The 23,112-nt window shown below is 69.0% G+C and carries 21 protein-coding genes and 1 pseudogene; 10 read left to right on the top strand and 12 right to left on the bottom strand.

What is annotated here, in order from left to right:
- Positions 1-52: 52 nt before the first annotated feature.
- Positions 53-1,390: an MATE family efflux transporter gene (locus F7R91_RS06080; protein ID WP_150945262.1), complete on the bottom strand. Its 1,338-nt coding sequence runs from the start codon at positions 1,388-1,390 to the stop codon at positions 53-55.
- Between the two features lie 461 nt (positions 1,391-1,851).
- Here F7R91_RS06080 and dnaB point away from each other — a divergent pair, with 461 nt between their 5' ends.
- Positions 1,852-3,330, top strand: coding sequence for a replicative DNA helicase (dnaB, locus tag F7R91_RS06075; RefSeq protein WP_150945260.1), 1,479 nt, complete (start codon positions 1,852-1,854; stop codon positions 3,328-3,330).
- Between the two features lie 60 nt (positions 3,331-3,390).
- On the top strand, positions 3,391-4,776 hold the full coding sequence (locus F7R91_RS06070) for a serine hydrolase domain-containing protein (RefSeq protein ID WP_150945258.1): 1,386 nt from the start codon (positions 3,391-3,393) through the stop codon (positions 4,774-4,776).
- 52 nt (positions 4,777-4,828) lie between these two features.
- Here F7R91_RS06070 and F7R91_RS06065 read toward each other — a convergent pair whose 3' ends face one another.
- Entirely contained in the window at positions 4,829-5,281 is a 453-nt protein-coding gene (locus F7R91_RS06065) for a GNAT family N-acetyltransferase (RefSeq protein WP_150945256.1), read from the bottom strand.
- 45 nt (positions 5,282-5,326) lie between these two features.
- On the opposite strand from F7R91_RS06065, the pseudogene F7R91_RS06060 reads away from it, so the two are divergent.
- Positions 5,327-5,632, top strand: a pseudogene (locus F7R91_RS06060) (MFS transporter); the annotation flags it as partial.
- Positions 5,633-5,652: 20 nt separating this feature from the next.
- Here the strand turns inward: F7R91_RS06060 and F7R91_RS06055 are convergent.
- Positions 5,653-6,519: a GNAT family N-acetyltransferase gene (locus tag F7R91_RS06055; protein ID WP_150945253.1), complete on the bottom strand. Its 867-nt coding sequence runs from the start codon at positions 6,517-6,519 to the stop codon at positions 5,653-5,655.
- A gap of 195 nt (positions 6,520-6,714) precedes the next feature.
- Here F7R91_RS06055 and F7R91_RS06050 point away from each other — a divergent pair, with 195 nt between their 5' ends.
- A complete protein-coding gene (locus F7R91_RS06050; protein WP_150945251.1) occupies positions 6,715-7,347 on the top strand; it encodes an HAD family hydrolase in 633 nt (210 codons plus the stop codon).
- A gap of 405 nt (positions 7,348-7,752) precedes the next feature.
- Complete coding sequence (locus F7R91_RS06045) at positions 7,753-9,159, top strand: globin domain-containing protein (protein WP_408056008.1); 1,407 nt, start codon at positions 7,753-7,755, stop codon at positions 9,157-9,159.
- Positions 9,160-9,173: 14 nt separating this feature from the next.
- Here F7R91_RS06045 and F7R91_RS06040 read toward each other — a convergent pair whose 3' ends face one another.
- From F7R91_RS06040 to F7R91_RS06020, 5 genes are all read right to left on the bottom strand, one after another.
- The gene (locus tag F7R91_RS06040) at positions 9,174-9,656 is read right to left on the bottom strand and encodes an NUDIX domain-containing protein (RefSeq protein WP_150945247.1); all 483 of its coding nucleotides are present in this window, start codon (positions 9,654-9,656) and stop codon (positions 9,174-9,176) included.
- A 112-nt stretch (positions 9,657-9,768) separates the two neighbouring features.
- A complete protein-coding gene (locus F7R91_RS06035) occupies positions 9,769-10,674 on the bottom strand; it encodes a LysR family transcriptional regulator (protein ID WP_150945245.1) in 906 nt (301 codons plus the stop codon).
- A gap of 229 nt (positions 10,675-10,903) precedes the next feature.
- Positions 10,904-12,058, bottom strand: coding sequence for a cystathionine gamma-lyase (locus F7R91_RS06030; RefSeq protein WP_150945243.1), 1,155 nt, complete (start codon positions 12,056-12,058; stop codon positions 10,904-10,906).
- Complete coding sequence (locus F7R91_RS06025) at positions 12,055-12,546, bottom strand: low molecular weight protein-tyrosine-phosphatase (RefSeq protein WP_150945242.1); 492 nt, start codon at positions 12,544-12,546, stop codon at positions 12,055-12,057. Before F7R91_RS06025 ends, F7R91_RS06030 begins: the two co-directional genes overlap by 4 nt.
- Positions 12,547-12,554: 8 nt before the next feature.
- Entirely contained in the window at positions 12,555-12,932 is a 378-nt protein-coding gene (locus F7R91_RS06020) for a phage holin family protein (RefSeq protein ID WP_150945240.1), read from the bottom strand.
- 58 nt (positions 12,933-12,990) lie between these two features.
- Here F7R91_RS06020 and F7R91_RS06015 point away from each other — a divergent pair, with 58 nt between their 5' ends.
- The 4 genes from F7R91_RS06015 to F7R91_RS06000 all read left to right on the top strand — a co-directional run bounded on the left by F7R91_RS06015 (position 12,991) and on the right by F7R91_RS06000 (position 15,339).
- Positions 12,991-13,308 (top strand): cupin domain-containing protein, encoded by a 318-nt coding sequence (locus F7R91_RS06015; protein ID WP_150945596.1) that lies wholly within the window; start codon positions 12,991-12,993, stop codon positions 13,306-13,308.
- A gap of 158 nt (positions 13,309-13,466) precedes the next feature.
- On the top strand, positions 13,467-13,679 hold the full coding sequence (locus tag F7R91_RS06010) for a DUF5326 family protein (RefSeq protein ID WP_150945238.1): 213 nt from the start codon (positions 13,467-13,469) through the stop codon (positions 13,677-13,679).
- A 389-nt stretch (positions 13,680-14,068) separates the two neighbouring features.
- The gene (locus F7R91_RS06005; protein ID WP_225320548.1) at positions 14,069-14,803 is read left to right on the top strand and encodes an IclR family transcriptional regulator; all 735 of its coding nucleotides are present in this window, start codon (positions 14,069-14,071) and stop codon (positions 14,801-14,803) included.
- Between the two features lie 98 nt (positions 14,804-14,901).
- Complete coding sequence (locus F7R91_RS06000; RefSeq protein WP_150945236.1) at positions 14,902-15,339, top strand: SsgA family sporulation/cell division regulator; 438 nt, start codon at positions 14,902-14,904, stop codon at positions 15,337-15,339.
- Positions 15,340-15,436: 97 nt separating this feature from the next.
- Here F7R91_RS06000 and F7R91_RS05995 read toward each other — a convergent pair whose 3' ends face one another.
- A complete protein-coding gene (locus F7R91_RS05995) occupies positions 15,437-16,978 on the bottom strand; it encodes a YibE/F family protein (protein ID WP_150945235.1) in 1,542 nt (513 codons plus the stop codon).
- 220 nt (positions 16,979-17,198) lie between these two features.
- Here F7R91_RS05995 and thiC point away from each other — a divergent pair, with 220 nt between their 5' ends.
- Positions 17,199-18,980: a phosphomethylpyrimidine synthase ThiC gene (gene thiC / locus F7R91_RS05990; protein ID WP_150945233.1), complete on the top strand. Its 1,782-nt coding sequence runs from the start codon at positions 17,199-17,201 to the stop codon at positions 18,978-18,980.
- A gap of 73 nt (positions 18,981-19,053) precedes the next feature.
- On the opposite strand, the gene F7R91_RS05985 is transcribed toward thiC, so the two are convergent.
- From F7R91_RS05985 to F7R91_RS05975, 3 genes are all read right to left on the bottom strand, one after another.
- Positions 19,054-19,929 carry a hypothetical protein gene (locus tag F7R91_RS05985; protein WP_150945231.1) on the bottom strand — a complete coding sequence of 292 codons (876 nt, stop codon included), beginning with the start codon at positions 19,927-19,929 and terminating at the stop codon, positions 19,054-19,056.
- A 193-nt stretch (positions 19,930-20,122) separates the two neighbouring features.
- Complete coding sequence (locus tag F7R91_RS05980; RefSeq protein ID WP_269144739.1) at positions 20,123-21,220, bottom strand: metallophosphoesterase; 1,098 nt, start codon at positions 21,218-21,220, stop codon at positions 20,123-20,125.
- Positions 21,221-21,633: 413 nt separating this feature from the next.
- Positions 21,634-22,740 (bottom strand): LacI family DNA-binding transcriptional regulator, encoded by a 1,107-nt coding sequence (locus F7R91_RS05975; protein ID WP_150945227.1) that lies wholly within the window; start codon positions 22,738-22,740, stop codon positions 21,634-21,636.
- Between the last annotated feature and the right edge of the window lie 372 nt (positions 22,741-23,112).

The following is a 23,112-nucleotide window of genomic DNA, read 5'->3' as shown; positions in this document are numbered from 1 at the left end:
TTTCACGTGTTCTCCTGTGTTTCACGTGAAACGACGGTTCCACGTGAAACGGTCAGCGTGTCGCACCGGTGACTATCCACCGGCCCGAGCGGGCGCGCAGCCAGAGCGTCAGCATGCGGACCGTCATCATCAGCGTCATTGCCCCCCAGAGCGCCGTGAGGCCGCCGCCGAGTGCGGGGACGAGCAAGGCGACGGGAGCGAAGACCGCCAGGGTGAGCACCATCGCCCAGGCGAGGTACGGTCCGTCGCCCGCTCCCATCAGCACACCGTCCAGCACGAAGACCACTCCGCAGATCGGCTGGGCAAGCGCCACCATGAGCAGGGCGGGCAGTGCCGTGTCCTTGACGACACCGTCACTGGTGAACAGCGGCAGGAAGAGCGGCCTGCTGATCACCACGAGGAAAGCGAGAGCGACACCGGCTGCGATGCCCCACTCCACCATGCGCCGGCAGGCGTCACGGGCGCCCTGGGGGTCGTCGGCACCGAGATAGCGCCCGATAATGGCCTGCCCGGCGATGGCGATGGCGTCGAGGGCGAAGGCGAGCAGGCTCCACAGCGACAGAATGATCTGGTGGGCCGCGATGTCGGCGTCGCCGAGGCGGGCCGCCACGGCCGTGGCGATCATAAGGATCGCCCGCAGCGACAGGGTGCGCACCAGAAGCGGCACACCGGCCTGGGCGGAGGCCCTGATCCCGGCCATGTCGGGGCGCAGCGAGGCACCGTGCCTGCGGGCTCCGTGAACGACCACCGTGAGATACACGGCGGCCATGCCGCACTGGGCGAGGACGGTGCCCCAGGCCGAGCCGGCGATGCCCAGGCCGACGCCGTAGACGAGGCCCGCGTTGAGAGCACCGTTGGCGACGAAGCCACCAACGGCGACATAGAGGGGGGTCTTCGTGTTCTGAAGCCCGCGCAGAACGCCGGTCGCGGCGAGTACGACGAGCATGGCCGGTATGCCGATCGCCGAGATCCGCAGATAGGTGGTCGCGTACGGGGCTGCCGTTTCCGAAGCGCCGAAAAGCTCCACGAGCGCGGGTGCGGTGGGCAGGACGACGACGATGACGGCGGCGCCCAGCAGCAACGCCAGCCAGATGCCGTCCATGCCCTGGCGGATGGCGGCCCCGAGATCGCCGGCGCCGACTCGGCGGGCGACGGCCGCCGTGGTGGCGTAGGCGAGGAAGACGAAGACGCTGACGGCTGTGGTGAGGAGGGCCGAGGCGACGCCGAGCCCCGCGAGTTGAGCCGTGCCGAGATGACCCACAATCGCGCTGTCGACCAGGACGAAGAGCGGCTCGGCGACGAGTGCACCGAAGGCCGGCACGGCCAGGGCGACGATCTCACGGTCGTGCTGTCGACGGCCGGCCCTGGGGGTCGCGGGAGCCTGTGTCATGAGCATCAATCTAATCGTCCACAGGTAAGAGATACAAATTACCTGCACCCCTTACTTCCTGTCTCGGGCTGCGTGTCGCCCTGCGTTGTTCGAAGAGATCTTGATCCGCGTGGGGAAGTTTTTCTTCTGCACAGCCGGTGGATGGGAAACCTGCAGGTCATGGAGCGTTGCGTCAAGGAGGCGAGGGCTTGTTCACAGGCCTGTCCACCGTGCCGTGCACAGGTTTTGCCGAGTTCTCCACAGCATCGGGGCCGTCGTCCACATGGCCTGTGGATAACCAGATTGGCTGACGGTGCCCGGGGGCCTACCGTGGTGCACCGCCCGCTCTGTCCGACCGGCTTGGAAAACGTCACAAAACAGACGTGCCAGAACCGGAGTTGGGCCTCTCATTTGTCAGTGGCGTGCCGTAGAAAAGAGGGGCACGGCGAGGTCCGCCAGGTCGGACGGGAGGAGGTGGCTCGGTGAGCATTTCCGAGCCCTTGGACGATCCCTGGGCCGACAGCGGTCCCAGTGATCGTCTGCCCGCCTCCCGTCGACGCAGCGACGGCGGCCGAGGCCGTGACGAACAGCACGAGCGCGGCCGGGAGAACGGCTCCTGGGACGGCGGCGGTTCTTCCTTCGAGCGCGTGCCCCCGCAGGACCTCGATGCCGAGCAGTCCGTGCTCGGCGGCATGCTCCTGTCCAAGGACGCCATCGCCGATGTCGTCGAGGTCCTCAAGGGCCACGACTTCTACAAGCCTGCCCACGAGACGATCTACCAGGCGATCCTCGACGTCTACGCCAAGGGTGAGCCCGCCGACCCCATCACGATCGCCGCCGAGCTGACCAAGCGCGGCGAGATCAACAAGGTCGGCGGTGCGTCGTATCTGCACACCCTTGTGCAGACGGTGCCCACGGCGGCGAACGCCGAGTACTACGCGGAGATCGTCCACGAGCGTGCGGTCCTGCGCCGCCTGGTCGAGGCCGGCACCCGCATCACTCAGATGGGCTACGCGGCGGACGACGACGTCGATGAGATCGTCAACAGGGCCCAGGCCGAGATCTACGCGGTCACCGAGCAGCGCACCAGCGAGGACTATCTGCCCCTCGGCGACATCATGGAGGGCGCGCTCGACGAGATCGAGGCGATCGGCTCCCGCAGCGGGGAGATGACCGGTGTGCCCACGGGTTTCACCGACTTCGACTCGCTCACCAACGGCCTGCACCCGGGGCAGATGATCGTCATCGCCGCGCGTCCCGCAATGGGCAAGTCGACGCTGGCACTGGACTTCGCCCGGGCGGCGTCCATCAAGAACAACCTGCCCAGCGTCATCTTCTCCCTCGAAATGGGCCGCAACGAGATCGCGATGCGCCTGCTGTCCGCCGAGGCCCGGGTCGCCCTGCACCACATGCGGTCCGGCACGATGACCGACGAGGACTGGACCCGCCTGGCCCGCCGTATGCCGGACGTCTCGGCCGCCCCGCTCTTCATCGACGACTCCCCGAACCTGTCGATGATGGAGATCCGCGCCAAGTGCCGCCGCCTCAAACAGCGCAACGACATCAGGCTGGTCGTCATCGACTATCTCCAGCTGATGCAGTCCGGCGGCTCCAAGCGTGCCGAGAACCGCCAGCAGGAGGTCTCGGACATGTCCCGTAACCTCAAGCTTCTGGCGAAGGAGCTGGAGGTCCCGGTCATCGCGCTCTCCCAGCTCAACCGTGGTCCGGAGCAGCGTACGGACAAGAAGCCGATGGTCTCCGACCTGCGTGAGTCCGGTTCCATCGAACAGGACGCCGACATGGTCATCCTGCTGCACCGTGAGGATGCCTACGAGAAGGAGTCGCCGCGCGCAGGCGAGGCAGATCTGATCGTGGCCAAGCACCGAAACGGCCCGACGGCCACGATCACGGTCGCCTTCCAGGGCCACTACTCGCGCTTCGTGGACATGGCGCAGACCTGAGCCGCGGCCCTGGGGCAAATCAATTCGACGCCCGCGTGCTGCACGGGGTGGACTGGGTACATGACGACACCCCAGGAAGAGCTGCTTCCCAGCACCCGCCGGGCGCTGCTGCACCGGATCGCCGTGGCCCAGGCCGAAGGGCGCTCACCGTCCTTGGTCGCCGCGGTCGTACGGGACGGCCGTGCCGTGTGGCATGGCGCGCGGACCTCGGTGGACGGGCACGGGCCGGACGAAAACGTGCAGTACCGGATCGGCTCGATCACCAAGACGTTCACGGCCGTTCTTGTGCTGCGGCTGCGGGATGAGGGCGTGCTCGATCTCGGTGATCCGTTGGAGAAGCATGTCCCGGGCACCGGCGCGGGGGAGGCCACCGTCGCCGAACTGCTCGCGCACACGAGCGGCCTGGCGGCCGAGTCACCGGCGCCATGGTGGGAGCGGACCTCGGGGTCCCTGCGTCCCGAGCTCGCCGATGTACTGGGTGAGCAGCCTTTCCTGCATCCGGTCGGCCGCCGCTTCCACTACTCGAACCCCGGCTACACGCTGCTCGGTGCGCTGGTCGAGAAGCTGCGCGGGGCTTCGTGGGGTGAGGTCCTGCGGCGCGAAGTGCTCGAACCCCTGGGCCTCGACCGTACGAGCGTGCGTCCGCGAGCACCCCATGCGGGCGGCTGGGCGGTGCACCCCTGGGCCGATGTCATGCTGTCGGAGCCCTCCGAGGACCTCGGCCTCATGGCTTCGGCCGGACAACTGTGGTCGACCACCGGTGACCTGGCCCGGTTCGCCGTCTTCCTGACGCAGGGAGACGACCGGGTGCTCAGCGCGCAGACGGTCCGAGAGATGCGGACGCCCGCGGCGCCGGCCGAGACGGCGGACGTTGGGGACGGCTCCGCCTATGGGCTCGGGCTGCAGATCCAGCAGCGGGACGGCCGGCTGCTCGTGGGCCACTCCGGTTCGCTGCCCGGCTTCCTGGCGAACCTCACCATCAGCGTGGCGGACGATGTCGCGGCGGTGGTGCTGGCCAACTGCACCTCCGGTCCGATGCTGTCCACCGTGGGCGCGGACCTCGTACGCATTGTGGCCGAGGCCGAGCCGCGCATCCCTGAGCCGTGGCGTCCGATGCAAGAAGTCGACCCGTCCGTACTGGAGTTGGCGGGGCAGTGGTATTGGGGGACATACGGCTTCGGGCTGCGGCTGACGGCCGACGGACTCGTGTCGCTGGAGCCGTTGTCCGGTGGCGGCCGCCGCTCGCGTTTCCGTGCGAACGGTGACGGGACCTGGACCGGGCTGGAGGGCTACTACGCGGGAGAGCTCCTGAAGGCCGTACGGCGCCCTGACGGGTCCGTGGACCATCTGGACCTCGGATCGTTCGTCTTCACGCGTCAGCCGTACGACGAGGGCGCTTCTGTCCCCGGTGGAGTGGATCCCGAGGGGTGGCGCGGCATCGGGTAGTCATCGCAGCACGCTGAGCGTCCGTTTCACGTGAAACGGACGCTCAGCCGTGTCATAGCGGGAGCTTGAAACCCACGTGCGAGGCCGTGAACCCGAGCCGTTCGTAGAATCGGTGGGCGTCCGTGCGGGTGTTGTCGGACGTCAGCTGCACCAACTGGCATCCCTGACGGCGGGACTCCTCGATCGCCCACTCGACGAGCCGTGTCCCCAGGCCGCTGCCTCGCTCGTCGCCATGGATGCGCACGCCTTCGATGATCGACCGGGTGGAACCGCGCCGGGACAGCCCGGGGATGACCGTGAGCTGGAGCGTGCCGACGACGCGGCCTTCGCGAACGGCGGTCATCAGATGCTGGTTCGGGTCGGAGGAGAGGCGCTCCAGCGCCGCCAGGTAGGGACTCAGGTCGTCGGGGGACTCGCGCTGTGCGCCCAGGGGGTCGTCGGCGAGCATGGCGACGATCGCGGGGATGTCGTCCTTGGTGGCGGGGCGTATCTCAAGATCTCCCATGGGGCGCACCTTACGCAGACGGGCGCGACCGCGCGGCTGCGTCCAGGTGCATTGACCCGCGGGCTTCGCCCTGTTCCGCCGCTCCAGAAGCGTGTGCTCGACCAGGCGCACGGTGCACCGACGCTGGCCTCGGCCGTGAATATCGGCGCCTTCAACCTCGGCAACGCCCTGTCCGCCTGGCTCGGCGGCCTCGGCTACACGGCCCCCAACTGGGTCGGCGCCGCTCTGGCCGCGGCGGCCCTGCTCCTCGCCTTCCTGTCGGCCGCCCTGGAACGCCGTGACAGCAGCGCCCCCGGCAGGGTGGTCGCGGGGGCTGTGCCCGCCGAGCGGCGCACTGCCGGGCGCCGTTGAGTTCTACGGGGTGGGGCCGCTCAGCCCGCGGCCACCGTCAGCGGAGCGAACCGCCGGCTCCAGTCCCCGGGCAGCTCCGCGAAGCCGTACGTCATGACCGCGTTGAAGGCGACGGACTGCAGGCCACGCTCCTTCGCCCAGGCCAGCAGCTCCTCGTGCCGCACATCGATGTCGGTACGCAGCGGTCGGTCGGTCCGGGCGGCGAGAGATGTGAGGAGTGCCTTCGCCGTCTCCGTGTCGCGGGCGATCAGCGGGCCCACGACATGGGTGTCCATGTTGGGCCAGGCGGCCGCGTATCCGACGATCCGGCCGTTGTCCTCGGCGACACGCAACTGGTCGGCGAAGGCGGGCAGGCGGGTGATGATGTGCGTGCGGTCGGAGCCGAAGACCTCCACGTCGAGCCGGAGGATCGTGGTGAGGTCGTCCGCGGTGGCCGCACGCGTGGTGACCGTGGGTGCCGGCCGGCCGGGCGTGAAGCGGCCGAGCAGCATCTCGGCCCGTCCGGTGACCTTGAAGCCGAGTTCCTCATAGAGCGGGCGCCCGTAGGGCGTTGCGTGCAGGGTCAGGGGCGTAGGGCCCATCGCCACGACGATGTGACGCATCAGCCGTCGCCCGACGCCCTTGCGGGCATGCCGATCGGCCACCAGCACCATCCCGACGGCCCCGAAATCAGGCCGCTCCCGCGGCCCGTACTCGGTGACGACGCTGGCGCTGACAAGGCCGCCGTCGGGGTCGTCCATGCCGTAGCCCTTCCCTGCCGCGAGGAGGAGGCCCCACTTGTGCTCCTCGCGTGGCCACCCCCGGTCCTCGGACAAGTCGGCGCAGGCGGTGAGATCGCGAAGCGTCAGACGGCGGATGGGCAGAGCGGCGAGGGAGGCAGTCGGCACGCGGGTCAGGCTGTCTGACGGGCACCCTCGACGTCCACCTCTTTCCCGAGGGACGTATGAGCTTTTGGCCAATGTCGTGGCCACCGCACAGCCTACGGACAAGCCCTTGGGTGTTTCACGTGAAACATCGGCAACCGATGGGAGTCCGGCGATCTCATGCGGGAGACGACAGCACGTCCCACTAGCCTCGCACGCATGGCGAGACTTCATCTCTTCGACCTCGACGGCACATTGCTGCACGGAACGACCGCGCCCGTGGAAATCTCACGACAGCTCGGGCTGGAAGCCGAGGCGGTGGCGCTCGACCAGGCGGTGTCGACGGGGCTGATAGGACCGCCCGAGTACGCGAAACGAGCGCGTGAGCTCTGGACCGATCTCACCGAGGCGCATGTGGAAGCCGCATTCGAAGGTGCGCCGTGGCTGGCTCGTATCCGTGACGTCTGGGCGGAGATCAGGGGAGACGGCGACTATTGCGCCGTCGTGTCGCTCTCTCCGTCCTTTTTCGTGGAACGGCTGACCGGCTGGGGTGCACACGCGGCGTACGGCTCCCGTTTTCCCGCTGTTCCCTTCAGCGAGCCGGTGGATCCGGCCGGTGTTCTCAACGCGGCGGCCAAGGTCCTCATCGCCGACCGGCTCTGCGCGGAGTTCGGGGTGCAACGGGCCAACTGCATCGCCTATGGCGACTCGGGGTCGGACAAGGACCTGTTCGGCGCAGTGCCGATCTCTGTCGCCGTCAATGCGGACCGTCACCTGTCCGAAATCTCCACGCACAGCTATGTGGGCAGGGATCTGTGGGAAGCCTATGAATTGGTGCGGCGCGCCCGGTAATTGAGGGAATTGCTGATTGGCGCGTCTCCTCAATCGGGGCGGAGGAGGGGGACTTGTGTGCGGAGCGGTGACCGGTAGGGTCGACTCCGGTTCGCTTCGGGGCGGGACGCGTCCCGTGCGGCCGAGCGCCAGGCAATGCAGCCTAACGGGACGGGGAGATCGAGGACCCGCATTTCCGGTTACACGGCAGGGCGCCCACGACCAGTGGGATGCTGCGGTGAGAGTACTGCGGCCAATGTCACACTCTCGCCTTACTTGTCCGTACGGGGTGGAAATCCGGGTTGAATGTGGCCGCATTGGCCACGGCACCGAACGGGAAACCAAGCCGTCTGCGGGGGAAAGCAGGCAACTTCCGACCGAGGAAGTGCGCAGACCGACCGAAAGATGTTCGAGGCGAGGCACACCATGGACGCTCCGACCACCAGGTCGGCCGACAGCGGCACGTCCGGCGGCGGGGGCGGCTGGTTCGCCCCGCGCAACCAGCCGGCGACGACTCCGGACAGCGAACAGGAGACGACCGAGGCCAACCGCCCGACCGACACACGCCCGCTGGACAGAACCAGGGCAGGCGGGCCGACCCCGCCGGAACCAGACGCATCGCAGACCGATGAGAGAGCGCCCGTCCAGCGGCCCTCCCCGCCCCAGCCGCCCCCTCACGTCCCCGATGAACCCCTGACGGCCGACCCGCCCGCGAGTGCTTCTCCGGACGCCGTCCTCATCCGCGGCACCATGGCCGAGGTCGCCCCGGTGGCCGACAAGGTCACGTCGTACTTCTATGCACTGCTCTTCGTGCGCCACCCCTCTCTGCGCTCGCTGTTCCCCGCCGCGATGGACACCCAGCGGGACCGGCTCCTGAAAGCCCTGCTCACTGCGGCCGAGCACATCGACAACACCGAAGTGCTCGTCGCCTATCTGCAGAACCTCGGCCGCGGCCACCGCAAGTACGGAACCCGGCCCGAGCACTACCCGGCCGTCGGCGAGTGCCTCATCGGCGCCCTCAGCAGGTACGCGGGCGGCATCTGGAACGCGGAGACGGAGGCGGCCTGGGTCCGTGCGTACACGAGGATCTCGCAGGTGATGATCGATGCCGCGGCGGCCGACGAACTGCGGGCCCCCGCCTGGTGGCACGCGGAGATCGTGGCGCACGACATACGAACCCGGGATGTCGCGGTCGTCACCGTCCGGCCCGACCAGCCCTACCCCTTTCTCGCCGGGCAGTACGCGAGCGTGGAGACACCCTGGTGGCCGCGGATCTGGCGGCACTACTCCTTCGCCTCCGCGCCCCGCTCCGACGGCCTGCTGTCGTTCCATGTGAAGGCCGTCCCGGCGGGCTGGGTCTCCAATGCCCTGGTGCACCGTGCCCGGCCCGGAGACATCATCCGGCTCGGCCCGCCGGCCGGTTCGATGACCGTCGACCACACCACGGACAGCGGACTGCTCTGTCTCGGCGGCGGCACCGGCATAGCCCCCATCAAGGCGCTCGTGGAGGACGTCGCCGAGCACGGCGAGCGGCGTCCGGTCGAGGTCTTCTACGGCGCCCGTACCGACCACGATCTGTACGACATCGACACAATGCTCAGGCTCCAGCAGTCCCACCCCTGGCTCTCGGTCCGCGCCGTGATCGACCAGCAGGCGCGTCTCCAGCTGCCCGACGCCATACGCGCGTACGGGCCGTGGAACGAGTACGACGCCTATCTCTCGGGCCCGCCCGGAATGATCCGCAGCGGAGTGGACGCACTGAGGGACATCGGCATCCCCACGGAACGCATACGCCACGACTCCGTGGAGGAACTCGTCACGGTGGGCCACTGACTCCCGCGCGCGTGTCAGCCAAGGTCAGGGGCGTGCATGGCGCGGACGCCCTCGATGTTGCCGTCGAGGTAGTGCCGCAGCGACAGCGGTACGAGATGGACGGAGGCGATCCCGACCCGGGTGAACGGCACCCGCACGATCTCGTACTCACCAGTGGGCTCGTCCACCTCGGGACCGTGACGCAGGGACGGGTCCATGGACTCGAGACGGCACACGAAGAAGTGCTGCACCTTCACACCGGTCGCGCCCCCGTCCTCGCCGATGTGCTCGACGGTGTCCACGAAGCACGGCACCACATCGGTGATCTTGGCGCCGAGCTCCTCGTACACCTCGCGATGCAGGGCATGCACAACGGTCGTGTCGTCCGGCTCGACCCCACCGCCGGGGGTGAGCCAGTAGGGATCCACACCGGGTTTGGTGCGCTTGATCAGGATCAGGTCGTCGCCGTCCAGAAGAACGGCTCGGGCGGTGCGCTTGACCACGGGTCGGACGGTCATGGGAGAAATGTGGCCCGGCTCGTTCCACGTGAAACATCGCGAAATGTCATCGATCGGTCTCATGGCGTGATGTCCGCGTGGCCGGGCCTCTCGATCTCCCGCGGAACCGGTCTCAGCACCAGTCGACGGCAGCGCGCAACAGCCACTCATGGGCCCGCGCGATGTGTGGCATCGCCAGCGTGCCGGTGCGGGCCACCAGGAAGTACGTCCGCAGCGGCGGCACCGCGGGATCATGTAGAGCGAGAAGCTCACCCCGCTTCAGAGCGGCCCCGCACAAATAGCGGGGCAGTACCGCGAGACCCGCGCCCGCGACCGCGCAGGCGAGGACGGCACGCAGGTCGGGCACGATGACGGTGCCCGGGGCGGCCGGGCGGGAGTCGAACACGGAGGCCCAGTAGCGGGAGACGAACGGCAGCGACTCGTGCACCTCGACCAGGGGGACGTTCTCGAGTGCGAGCGCCCCCTTGCGGCGGGGTGCCCCGGTGCCGATCTGATCGGCCCAGCGGGGGGCGGCGACCAGGACGTGCTCCTCGTCGCAGAGGGGAGTCGCCGTGAGCAGAGCACCCCGCGGCCGGACCGTGGCAATGGCCAGATCATGATGTCCGGCGGCCAGTCCCTCCAGGGCCTCCTCGGCGTTTCCGAACGAGGCGCGCAGAGCGAAGCCCTGTCCGTCCTCCCCGGTCAGTTCCGTGAGTGCGGGCAGCGCCCGCTCGGCGGTGAACTCAGGAGGGCCGGCGAGATGCAGGGTCCGTAACGAGGAGTCGTCGCCGAGCCCGGTCTCGGCGATTTCCACCAGTGCGTCCAGATGCGGCGCGGCCTTGTGCGCAAGTTCGTCGCCGATGGTCGTCGGAGTCACTCCGCGGGCCTGCCGCAGGAACAGGGGGCGGCCCAACTGCCGCTCCAGGGTCCGGATCTGCGAGGTGACGGCCGGCTGGGACAGTCCGAGCAGTGCGGCGGCGCGGGTGAAGGAACCGGCCCGGTGCACGGTCACGAACGTGCGCAACAAGGCCAGATCCATCGCACGCCCTCCCCTTGCCTGCCCTTCTCCCCGGCCCCCCGGCCCGCGCTCAACTATAAATAAGTCGATAGGCCTCTGTCGCTACTGTGATTGGACACTGACACAGAGTCAACTAGCCTTGTTCGCGCGGTTCTTCGCGCGCAGAACCGGGGCGGTCCGAGCCACGAGGGGGGAGGTTCGGACCGTCCGTTGTGCGTAGCCGGAGACCGACCGGCCCTGCGCACAGCGGTCAGTCCGCCGACTCCTCCAGCGCACGCAGCACATCGGCCACCAGGTCCTCGGGGTCCTCGGCACCGACCGAGAGCCGGACGAAACCCTCCGGCACCGCGTCTCCGCCCCAGCGGCCACGGCGTTCGGCCGTGGAGCGCACTCCTCCGAAGCTGGTGGCGTCGTCCACGAGCCGCAGCGCGTCGAGGAAACGGTCGGCACGCGCGCGCGTGGGCAGCGTGAAGGACACCACGCACCCAAAGCGGCGCATCTGCTGTGAGGCGATCTTGTGCGAGGGATCGTCGGGCAGCCCCGGATACCGCAGCCCGGTGACCTCGGGCCGCTCCCGCAGGGCCTCGGCGAGGGCGAGGGCACTCGCGTTCTGCCGGTCGACGCGGAGGTGGAGCGTGGAGATCGACCGGTGTGCGAGCCATGCCTCCATGGGCCCCGGAATGGCCCCGACGATCTTCCGCCAGCGTCGTACGGCGGTCATGGTCGCGGCGTCGCGGCCGGTCACGTATCCCAGGAGGAGGTCGCCGTGCCCGGTGAGCTGCTTGGTACCGCTGGCCACGGAGAAGTCGGCGCCGAGCTCCAGCGGACGCTGCCCGAGCGGGGTCGCGAGGGTGTTGTCGACGGCCACCAGCGCACCACGCGTGTGTGCCGCCTCCACGAGCCCGCGGATGTCGCACACGTCCAGGCCGGGATTCGACGGGCTCTCGATCCACAGCAGCTTCGCGCCGTCGAGGACGCCCAGCTGGGCGTTGCCGCCGGTCGGCGCGGTGCGCACCTCGATGCCGTACGCCTCCAGCTGGGCGCGTACCAGGGGCAGCACCTGGTAGCCGTCGCTGGGCAGGACGACCGTGTCCCCGGCACGCAGCTGCGAGAAGAGCACCGACGAGATCGCGGCCATGCCCGAGGCGAACACGAGGGTCTCGGTGCCGTCCTGCCCGGGAGCCTCCAGCTCGCCGACGGCGCGCTCCAGCAGGGTCCAGGTCGGGTTCTCGTCACGGCCGTAGGTGTACGGGCCTGTAGGGTCGCCCGGCAGATGGAAGTGGGCGGCGAACACCGGCCCGGGCAGGGTCGGTTCGTGCTTGACCGGCTCGGGCAGCCCGGCCCGTACCGCACGCGTGCCGTCGCCGCCGCCGGCGCACCGCCCCGGCGTATCCGTACCGCTCATGCCACTCGTCCCTCCACGTGTTCACGTACCGCGGCGAGCAGCCCCTCGCTCGCCGCCTCCACCATCTCAAGGCACTCCTCGAAGCCGTCCATGCCCCCGTAGTACGGGTCCGGCACGTCGAGATCGTCGCCGGCGGCGGAGTCGTAGGAGCGAAGCAGCCGGATCTTGTCCGCGTCGTCTCCGCCGGGCGCGAGGCGGCGCAGCGCCTTGACGTGGCCGGCGTCGAGGGCGACGACGAGGTCGAGGCGGGAGAACCAGGACGCCTGGAACTGCCGGGCCGTGTGGGCGCTGTCGTAACCGTTGTCCTCGAGGACCGCGACGGTGCGCGGGTCGGCGCCGTCGCCCTCGTGCCAGCCGCCCGTACCCGCGCTGTCGACCTCGACCAGCTCGTCCAGTCCGGCCTCCCGGACGCGGGCGCGGAAGACGGACTCGGCCATCGGAGAGCGGCAGATGTTGCCGGTGCAGACGAAGCAGACGCGGTAGGTCATGGCGTTGCTCAGTCCCCGTCGGGCAGGACGACGTTGAGCGCCCAGGAGACGACCGAGATGATCAGGCCGCCGACCACGGCGGTCCAGAAGCCCTCGACATGGAAGCTCAGGTCGAACTCGTCGGCGAGCCACGAGGTGAGCAGCAGCATCAACGCGTTGACCACCAGGGTGATCAGGCCGAGCGTGAGGATGAACAACGGGAAGGTCAGCACCTTCACGATCGGCTTGACGAAGAAGTTCACCAGGCCGAAGAGCAGCGCGACGAGTATCAGCGTGCCCACCTTGTTGCCCGTGCTGTCACCGGTCAGGGTGATCTTGTCGAGCAGCCATACGGCGACCGCGAGGGCGCCCGCGTTGGCGAGCGTCTTGACTACAAAATTCTTCATGTGTCTGATCGTGGCAGAAGAGATCGGTTACGAGTATGGGCGAGGGCGGACGAAGTCGATGAAGGCATTCCGGTTGGACGAGCTGGAGGCGGAGCGCGCCGCGAACGAGGGCGCCTACCTGCAGTTCCTGCGGGAGCGGAACATGTCCGTCGGCCTGTACGCACTCAACGCGGGTGAGCACGACCCGCAGCAGCCGCACAACCAGGACGAGGTGTACTTCGTCGTCAGCGGCCGTGCGGCGATCACCGTCGGTCCGGAGACCACCCAGGTGGCACGCGGCAGCGTGGTGTACGTACCGGCAGGCGTCGCCCACAAGTTCCACCACATCAGCGAGGACCTGAGGGTCCTGGTGATGTTCTCTCCCCCCGAGAGCTGATGCGCCGCCTCAGGGTTCCCTAGGGGTTCGGTCAGGGGAGGACAAGGGCTGCGAAGCCCCCGCCGGGCCCCCTCGCCGCCCTAGCATCGAGTGCAGGACATCAATCAGGACCGAGCGAACCCGGCACTGCGACGGGCGGAGAGGTAAGGACGAGGGCAATGAAGGAGATCTTCGCGGGACTGCCCTGGTGGGTGAAGTGGGTGGCGGTGCCGGTCATCGCCCTGGTCGTGTTCGGTGGGCTGATAGCCAGCGTCGTCGGCTTCGTCATCGGCCTGCTCTTCAAAGCGCTGATCTTCGTCGCGCTGGTCGCCGGACTGGTCTACGTGGTACGGAAGTTCACGTCGAGCTCCTCGTCGCGCAGCGACTGGTGAGCACCTGGGGCGACCGGTGACCGGTAACAGGAATCACCGGTTCCCTCGGGCGGGGGAAGTTTCCCGGACAGGCCGTCTGCCAGCGGTGGAGCGGGATTAGAGTCCGGAACTCGACGCGGGGACGACCCCCGCGGGCGGCGCAACACCCCTCCCGTGTTCCCCCGCACGGGCAGCCCCCTCGCGTTTCGGAGTGACCCTTGGCCACGGTTGACACCGCACCCACGGAAACCCAGGCACGCCCAGCAACCACCCGGTCCGCCGTCCCCTCCCCGGGGACCCGCCTCCGGCCGCCCGAGCAGCCCGCGCCCCCGGCGCGGCCGCACCCGCCGGCACCTCCGGTCCAGCGGCATCCGGCCCCATCACCCGGGCAACCGAACTCGGCCACCCTCATCGGCTCCGTGCAGCGGGCGATGCGTCTGCTGGAACGCGTCGCCGAGCACCAGCACGGAGCCCCCGCCAAGCAACTGGCCCGTGAGACGGGCCTGGCCCTCCCCACGGCGTACCACCTGCTGCGCACCCTTGTGCACGAGGGCTATCTGCGCCGTGACAAGGGCCTGTTCTTCCTCGGTGAGGCGGCGGAGCGTCTGGGCAGCAGCGGAGCCCAGCAGAAACGTCGCAGCACGGTGGCCGACGTCCTCGCGCAGTGGCGCGAGGCGATCGGCGTACCCGTCTACTACGCGATGTACCGCGACGGTGAGATCGAGGTCATGTGTGTCTCGGACTCCCCGGGCAGTCCGGCCGTCGAGGAATGGGCCGACTTCCGCGAGACCGGACACGCACACGCCGTCGGTCAGTGCCTGCTCGCCCAGTTGGACGAGGACGCTCGCCGCGATCACCTCGATCGCCACCCGGTGCGCTCGCTCACCCCGTACACGGTGCGTGACGACCACACCCTGCTCCGGCGCCTGGAGCGGGTGCGGCGCATGGAACCGGTGACCGAGCGTCAGGAGTACGCGCTGGGGACGGTGTGTGCGGCGATCCCGGTCACGGTGGGTACCACGGCGGCCACGATCGCCATCTCCCTGCCTGCTCACCAGGCCGACCAACTGCTCCCCGCGGCACAGCAGTTGCAGCACGAGATCAGCTGTTTTCTCGGGTCGCTCGCGATCTCTATCAGTATCTGAAAACTCACTCCTTGTGATCTGCCGTGTACGTTCAGCAAGATGCCCTCAGTGTCAGAGATTCATTCCCGGCCAGTCGACGGCAAATGACGGGGTAGGCGATGCGCGAGTCCGTACAGGCAGAGGTCATGATGAGCTTTCTCGTGTCCGAGGAGCTCTCCTTCCGCATCCCGGTGGAACTGCGCTACGAGACGTGCGATCCCTATGCCGTCCGGCTGACCTTCCATTTGCCCGGCGACGCCCCGGTGACCTGGGCCTTCGGGCGTGAACTGCTGATCGACGGAGTGGGCCGGCCGTGCGGGGAGGGGGATGTGCGCGTCTCGCCCGCGGATCCCGAGTCGCTGAGCGACGTTCTGATCCGGCTTCAGGTCGGCGGCGACCACGCGCTGTTCCGCTCGTCGACCGCCCCGCTCATCGCCTTCCTGGACCGCACCGACAAGCTGGTGCCGCTGGGCCAGGAAGGGGCGCTCGGCGACTTCGACGCCCACCTCGACGAGGCGCTGGACCGCATCCTGGCGGAGGAGCAGAGCGCGGGCTGAGATCTCACGGCCGGGCGGGCGGCGGCAGGCCTGTCCTCGGTACGGGGGTTGAGCAGTAACGCTTCTGCGTCAGGGGGCGGCCAAAGCGGTCGGCGCCTCACCGCTTGCGCCGCCGCCCCCTGCCCCGCGCCGGCGCCGGGTGGAGTTCGGCCGCCACCGTCACCTGGCCCGGACGGTCGGCCGAGACCATCACGGCCGCGAGCAGCGTCGTGACCGGCACCGAGGCGACCAGGCCGATCGAACCGACCAGCGTGCGCACGATCTCCTCCGCGACGAGCTCGCTGTTGGCGACGGACCCCACGCTGCTCTGGGCGATGGAGAAGAGCAGCAGCAGCGGCAGCGCGGCGCCCGCGTAGGCGAGGACGAGCGTGTTGACGACGGACGCGATGTGGTCGCGGCCGATGCGGATGCCCGCGCGGTACAGCCCGCGCCGCCCCATCGTCGGATTGGCCTCGTGCAGCTCCCAGACCGCGGACGTCTGCGTGACCGTCACATCGTCGAGGACACCGAGCGAACCGATGATGATGCCGGCGAGCAGCAGACCGCTCATGTCGATCGACGGATACAGGCCGTGGATCAGCCCGGTGTTGTCCTCGGTGTTGCCGGTCAGCGCGGCCCACCCGATGAACACCGAGCCCAGAATGCCGATCAGTACCAGTGAGATGAGCGTGCCGAGCACCGCAACCGACGTACGGGCCGACAGACCGTGACACATGTAGAGCGCGATCAGCATGATGGCGCTCGACCCCACCACGGCCACGACCAGCGGATTGGAGCCCTCCAGGATCGCGGGCAGGATGAAGAAGTTCAGCACCAGGAAGCTGATCGCCAGCGCCACCAGCGCCATGACGCCGCGCATCCGGCCCACCACCACGACGGCGAGCGCGAAGATGCCGACGAGCACGGTCATCGGAATCCGGCGGTTCACATCGGTGACCGAGTACTGCAGCTCCTTGGGCGCGGAGGGCTCGTAGGCGACCACGACCTTCTCGCCCTCGTCCAACTGCCGTGACTGGTCGGGCTGGACGATCTCCGTGAACGTACGGCCCTTGTCCTTGCCCGTGTCGACCCGGATCGTGGCCTTCTTGCAGGTGCCGTTCGCCTGCTGTTGTGCGGACGAACCCTCGGCGGTGGACGTGTCGCCGGTCGGCGTGCCCCCGAAGGCGTTCACCGACTTGCAGCTGACGCTCACCACCTCGGTGACCGTGGCCTGCTGGGTCTGCCGGTCGAAGCCGACACCGGTGCGCTCGTGCGCCGGGGCACCGCCGGGCCACATCACCACGAGGCCGACCACCACCGCCGCGGCGAACGGAATGAGGATCGCGGCGATGATCTTGCGCAGGTGCCTGGAGACCGGCGCGGCCGGTCCGTGGCTGTGGCCGTGGCCGCCACCCGATCCCTGTCCGTGGCCGTGCACATTACCGGGCCGGTGGTCAGGCTCACGCCTGTCAGCACTGTGCCCCTGCCCCTGCCCCTGCCCATGGCCAGGACCAAGGCCACGGCCGCCGGCACCGTGCCCGTCGTCGAAGCCGTGCCCGGAGTCAAAACCACTGCCGTCTCCGAAGCCGTTGCCGTTGCCCGCCCCGGGCCTGCGGGGCCGCTCGGGCGGTGGGTACGGGGGCTGATGCGTCGTGGTCACCGCCCGATCATCGCAAGAACGTCAAGGGCCCACTGTTCACCGCGCCACAAAGGACGCTAGCGTGGGGTCACCTTTGCACACGCGGGAGCTCGGAGCACCGGGCTGAGAGGGCGCTGACCTCCGTCCCAGCGATGTTTCACATGAAACATCGGCAGACGGAAACCGCTGCGTCGACCGCCGAACCTGTTACCGGGTAATGCCGGCGTAGGGAGTAGGTCTCATGACCAACAAGGACGCACGCACGCCTGCCTCCATGCAGGAACCGTCCATCGGCTGGCACAAGGCGTATGTCGAGGGCTCGCGCCCCGATCTGCGGGTGCCGGTCCGCCAGGTGCACCTCACCAACGGGCAGTCGGTCACGTTGTACGACACCTCGGGCCCGTATACGGATCCTCTCGTGGACACGGACGTCCGCAGGGGACTGCCACCACTGCGGGAGAACTGGATCATCACCCGCGGTGACACCGAGGAGTACGCGGGCCGTCCGGTCCGCCCCGAGGACGACGGCATCAAGCACACCTCTCCGCGAGGCGGCCTGCGCAACCTCGACGCGGTCTTCCCGGGCCGCCCTCGCCAGCCCCGCCGCGGCCGTGACGGCAAGGCGGTCACCCAACTCGCGTACGCGCGCGCCGGCGAGATCACACCGGAGATGGAGTACGTGGCCATCCGGGAGAACGTGGCGCCCGAGGTGGTCCGCGAGGAGATCGCGGCGGGCCGTGCGGTGTTGCCCGCCAACGTCAATCACCCGGAGATCGAGCCGATGATCATCGGCAAGCGGTTCCTGGTGAAGGTCAACGCCAATATCGGCAACTCGGCGGTCACCTCCTCCATCGAGGAGGAGGTGGACAAGATGACCTGGGCGACCCGCTGGGGAGCCGACACGGTGATGGACCTGTCCACCGGCCGCAATATCCACACCACCCGCGAATGGGTGCTGCGCAACTCCCCCGTGCCGATCGGCACCGTGCCGCTCTATCAGGCGCTGGAGAAGGTCGACGGCCGCGCCGAGGAGCTGACCTGGGAGATCTACAAGGACACGGTCATCGAGCAGGCCGAGCAGGGCGTGGACTACATGACGGTGCACGCGGGAGTACGGCTGCCGTATGTGCCGCTCACCGCCCACCGCAAGACCGGCATCGTCTCCCGCGGCGGCTCGATCATGGCCGCGTGGTGCCTCGCGCACCACAAGGAGAGCTTCCTGTACGAAAACTTCGAGGAACTCTGCGAGATCCTCGCCGCCTACGACGTCACCTACTCGCTGGGCGACGGCCTCCGGCCGGGCTCGATCGCGGACGCCAACGACGAGGCGCAGTTCGCGGAGTTGCGCACGCTCGGGGAGCTCAACCGGATCGCCAAGCGTTTCAACGTTCAGACCATGATCGAGGGCCCCGGCCATGTCCCGATGCACAAGATCAAGGAGAACATCGACCTTCAGCAGGAGATCTGTGATGAAGCTCCGTTCTATACGCTCGGCCCGCTGACGACGGACGTCGCGCCCGCGTACGACCACATCACATCCGGCATCGGCGCCGCGATGATCGCCTGGTGGGGCACGGCCATGCTCTGCTACGTCACGCCCAAGGAGCACCTGGGACTGCCCAACCGCGACGACGTCAAGACCGGCGTCATCACCTACAAGATCGCCGCCCACGCGGCCGACCTCGCCAAGGGGCACCCAGGTGCCCAGGAGTGGGACGACGCACTGTCCGACGCCCGCTTCGAGTTCCGGTGGGAGGACCAGTTCAACCTCGCCCTCGACCCGGACACGGCACGGGAGTTCCACGACGAGACCCTGCCCGCCGAACCGGCCAAGACGGCCCACTTCTGCTCGATGTGCGGGCCGAAGTTCTGCAGCATGAAGATCAGCCACAGCATCACAGAGCGGTTCGGTGGTGCAGTTGCTGAGGGGGCCTCGCCCGAGGAGATCGCTGAGGGGATGCTCCAGAAGTCGACGGAGTTCGCGGCGAGCGGGAGCCGGCTGTATCTGCCCATCGCGGACTGACCCCGAGTCGGTGGGGCCGGGCCGGTGGCCGGGTGTTCGGCTTGCGCACCCCGTGGGGGCGCAAGCCGAGGGGTTACTCCGGCTGGTGTTCCGGCCCTCCGAAGTCCGGGCTGGTGTAGTCCGGGCTCGTGAAGCTCGGACGCGGGCCCGGGGCCGGACCGTCGTCGGGGCTGGTGAAGCCCGGGCGGTCGTAGCCGAGGTGCGGGATGCGGCTGGTCGGGGCCGGCGGTGCCGTGCGGCGCAGCGCGGCGGTGCCGGGATCGGCCAGTGCTTCGCGCAGGAAGGGCAGGATGCCGCGCTCCAGCAGGGCTTCGCGCCAGACTTCCCTGGCCCGGGCGACCTCCTCGCTCATCTCGCCGTACGGTCCGGTGGCGAGCGAGGGCCGGTTGCGCAGGGCCGTGAGCAGCAGTCCGACGGCGGCGACGAGGATCGCGGCCGCGGTCACGGCGCCGAACACCCAGCCGGTGGTGAGCATGGTCCGGGCGAACGCCTGCTCGGGGTCGAGCATCCTCAGGACGTAGCCGACGAGCAGGAATATCGCCGCGGCGGTTCCGGCGAGGACGGGGGCCAGCACCGCGACGACGGCGACGGCGCCCGCGCCGGCGCCGGCGGTCTCGGCGACCTCCCCCATGGTGGTGGCGAGCCCCATCGTGCCCGCGCCCGGCTCCACGGAGCCGGTTTCGCGGACGGACGACGACGGGGTGGACGGCGCCGGCTGGCGCAGTTCCTCGCGGACCTTCACGTAGTGCTGGTACTCGGTCGCCGCGGCCGCCGTGATGAGTGCGGTGGCGTTGAGCGCCATGGTGCGCAGCTGTTCGGGGTTGAGCCGCTGTCCGACAGCGGCAAGTTCCGGGCGGTGTGGTGCGGAGCGCAGCGCCTCATCGAGGATCCGCTCGTATTCCTGGCGGTCCTCGTTCAGCAGGTGCTGCGGAACGCTGTTCATGTGCATCCCCCGATGCTCCGTAGGGCTTGGGACTCGGCATGGCGACGAGCCGTCGGGCAGAAACGGAGGGGAGCCTGCTACGGATAAGGCGATGGTAGAGCGGCGACGGCACGCGGTGACAGGGGGTTTGCAGAAATTGGCCCCGGTCCGGCCCGTCGCCCATGAGTCCGCCCTGTGGGGATGCCTGCCCCGTGAACGTTCAGATGTCCAGCGGAAGTTGCTGGACCAGCAGCTTTCCGGCCATGGTCACCCCGCCGTCCATCGCGATGGCGAGTCCGTCGGCGTAGACGTGCGGTCCTTCGACGACGGGGTCGCCGCTGTCCTCGCCCTCCTCGGAGCCGACTTCGCCGAGCAGGTACGGAATGGGGCTGTGGCCGTGAACGATGCGGGTGCCGCCGTACGTATCCAGCAGGGAGCGCACGGCGTCGGCTCCGCCCTCGTCGCGGAACGAGAAACGCTTGGTGAACTTGCGGAACAGGTCCCACACCTCGTCCGCGTCATTGCGTGTGAGGGTCTCGCGGACCGTGTCGTTGACCGCTTCGATCGAGTCGCCGTAGTCGAGGTAGGCGGTGGTGTCCGAGTGGACGAGCAGGTGTCCGTCGACCTCCTCGACGGCGTCGAGGCGGGCCATCCACTGGAGATGGTGGTCCTGCAGCCGGTCCATGTCGGTCTTCTGGCCGCCGTTGAGCAGCCAGGCCGCCTGGAAGGTGGCCGTCCCCGCGCCGGAGTTGACCGGTGTGTCGCCGAAGCGTTTGGCGCCGATCAGCAGCAGTTCGTGGTTGCCCATCAGGGCCTTGCAGTAGCCGCCGGCCGCGGCGGCCTCGGCGGACAGCCGCATCACGAGGTCGATAACGCCGATGCCGTCGGGTCCGCGATCGGTGAAGTCGCCGAGGAACCACAGCCTGGCCGTGCCCGCGCACCAGTTCCCCTCGGAGTCGATGAGGCCCTTCTCCTGAAGGGCGGCCACCAGTTCGTCGAGGTAGCCGTGTACATCACCGACGACGTACAGGGGGCCGGGGCCCGCGGTGGACTGCGGGGCCGGCACGGACGCCGGGTCGACCGTCACCTGAAGCGTGTCACCACGGTTGATCACGGGCAGATCGCGCTGCGTGGGTGTGTAGCCCTCAGGATGGTCCACCGGCGCCTCTACGGGTCTGACGGCCTCGTCGGCGTGCGCGTCGGGGGGATGCGGTCCGGCCTCGTGGACGTATGCCGGTACCCGGAAGTCGCGCAACGTCGCCGTCCGCTCCACTTCGGGTCCCTGACCGGCCCCCTGAGTCATCGACCCCTCCACCATTGCGCCGCAACTGCACCGCGTCGGACTGCCTGGTCGCAGCGGCCCGCGGTGTCGTGGGCCCATCATAGGAATGCGGATCGCTACATGTGATGACCCAGGGGTAGTGAATCAGAGCAGGACTCCACTTCAACGCGGCTTTCGCCCCGGTTGGGCAGGGCTTCTGCCGCCGCGGGGTCAACCATGATCCACTCCTCGGGACTGTCTTCCGGATCCTGCCGGGGGGCGTGGGGCCTGGCTCGCTCAGCTGAACGCTGCCCCAACGCCTCCCGCGCTCGGCTCGGCCGAAAGGTCCGGTGGTGTGGAGCCGACCCGGCCCGGACGAAAGGCCTCAGGGCCCCCTGTCTGTCCGGCGGATCCTGCGCAGACACGGGGCGGGGCCCTGCGACCTCATCCGCCGGGACGGGACCGGGGCCCTAGCCGTGCGATCGCGGTGGGCTGACGGTCGTACGCGGTGGGCGTCGCTGGGATGAGGTACGCACGATCAGCTCGGTCGGTATCACCTGCTCGACCGGATGGTCCGATTCGACCCCCTCGATGGCGTCGATGAGGAGCTGGACCACCGCGGTGCCGATACGGCGCGGCTTCAGGGAGAGCGTCGTGATGGGCGGCTCGGTGTTGGCGTACACGGTCGACTCGCTGCAGCACACCAGCAGCAGATCGTCGGGGACGCGCAGCCCGTAACGGCGGGCGGCGGCGAGCAGATCGGTGCCGTTCGGATCGAACAGGCCGTACACGGCGTCGGGCCGGTCGGGACGGGCGAGCAGCCGGTCGGCGGCGACGGCGCCCGCGCACGGGTCGTGTGCCGGATAGGCCTCGTACACCGGAGCCTGGCCCACGCGCTCGCACCAGCGCAGGTACGCGGTGGTCGACAGATGGGTGTACGTGTCGGTCGTGGTCCCGGTCAGCAGGCCGATGCGGCGGGCGCCGGCGTCGGCCAGGTGGTCGAGGATGCCGAGTACGGCGGCCTCGTGGTCGTTGTCCACCCAGGCGGTGACCGGGAGGGCGCCGGCCGGGCGGCCGTCGGAGACGACCGGTAAGCCCTGCCGGACCAGTTCGCTGACGACCGGGTCCTGGTCGGACGGGTCGATGACCACGGTCCCGTCGAGCGCGACGTTCGACCACACGTCGTGGCGGGAGGTCGCCGGGAGGATGACGAGGGCGTAGCCGCGGGCGAGCGCGGCGGAGGTGGCGGCCCGTGCCATCTCGGCGAAGTACGCGAACTCGGTGAAGGTGAAAGGTTCATCCCCGTACGTCGTCACCGTCAGGCCGATGAGGCCGGACTTGCCGGTACGGAGTGTGCGTGCGGCGGCCGAGGGGCGATAGCCCAGCCGGTCGGCGACTTCGCGGACATGGCGTCGGGTGGCGTCCGGGAGCCGGCCCTTGCCGTTGAGGGCGTCGGAGACGGTCGTGATGGAGACTCCGGCGGCGGCGGCCACGTCCCTGATGCCCGCCCGGCCCGGCCGGCTGCCTCGGCGTGAGGTATCCGCGCGGCTCACCTGGTGCTTCCCTGCTGCTGTCATGGCGAGCCGATAGTAGGGCTCATCAGGTGGGGTAGGGCGGACGCATATGCACGCATTGACAGGCACGTTTCTGCATGGCCGTTGGGTATCAATTTCCTTGGAAAGCAAGGGAGTTGGGGGATTCCATGGCAGGACGTTACGTGTCGGCGCGCACCGGCCTGCCAAGCCCCCGATGTTTCGAAGAGGTCTCAACTCACCTTCACGAGGGATGCGCGCCACGGCGTGAGCCACCGGCGCGTAGATATATGTGGCCGCGCCCCCCGATTCGTAGGGCTTCGTGGGGTGATGCCCCTGATGCGGCTGTGACGGATGAGGTTCGGTCCCGCCGGCTCCGTGCCGGCCTCGCGGCAGCCTCCGGCCACCTTGCCTCGC

Origin of the sequence: Streptomyces luteolifulvus, from assembly GCF_008806595.1 — a bacterium.
In the GTDB taxonomy this organism is placed as follows: domain Bacteria; phylum Actinomycetota; class Actinomycetes; order Streptomycetales; family Streptomycetaceae; genus Streptomyces; species Streptomyces luteolifulvus.
This window is presented reverse-complemented; position numbering and strand designations above follow the sequence as displayed.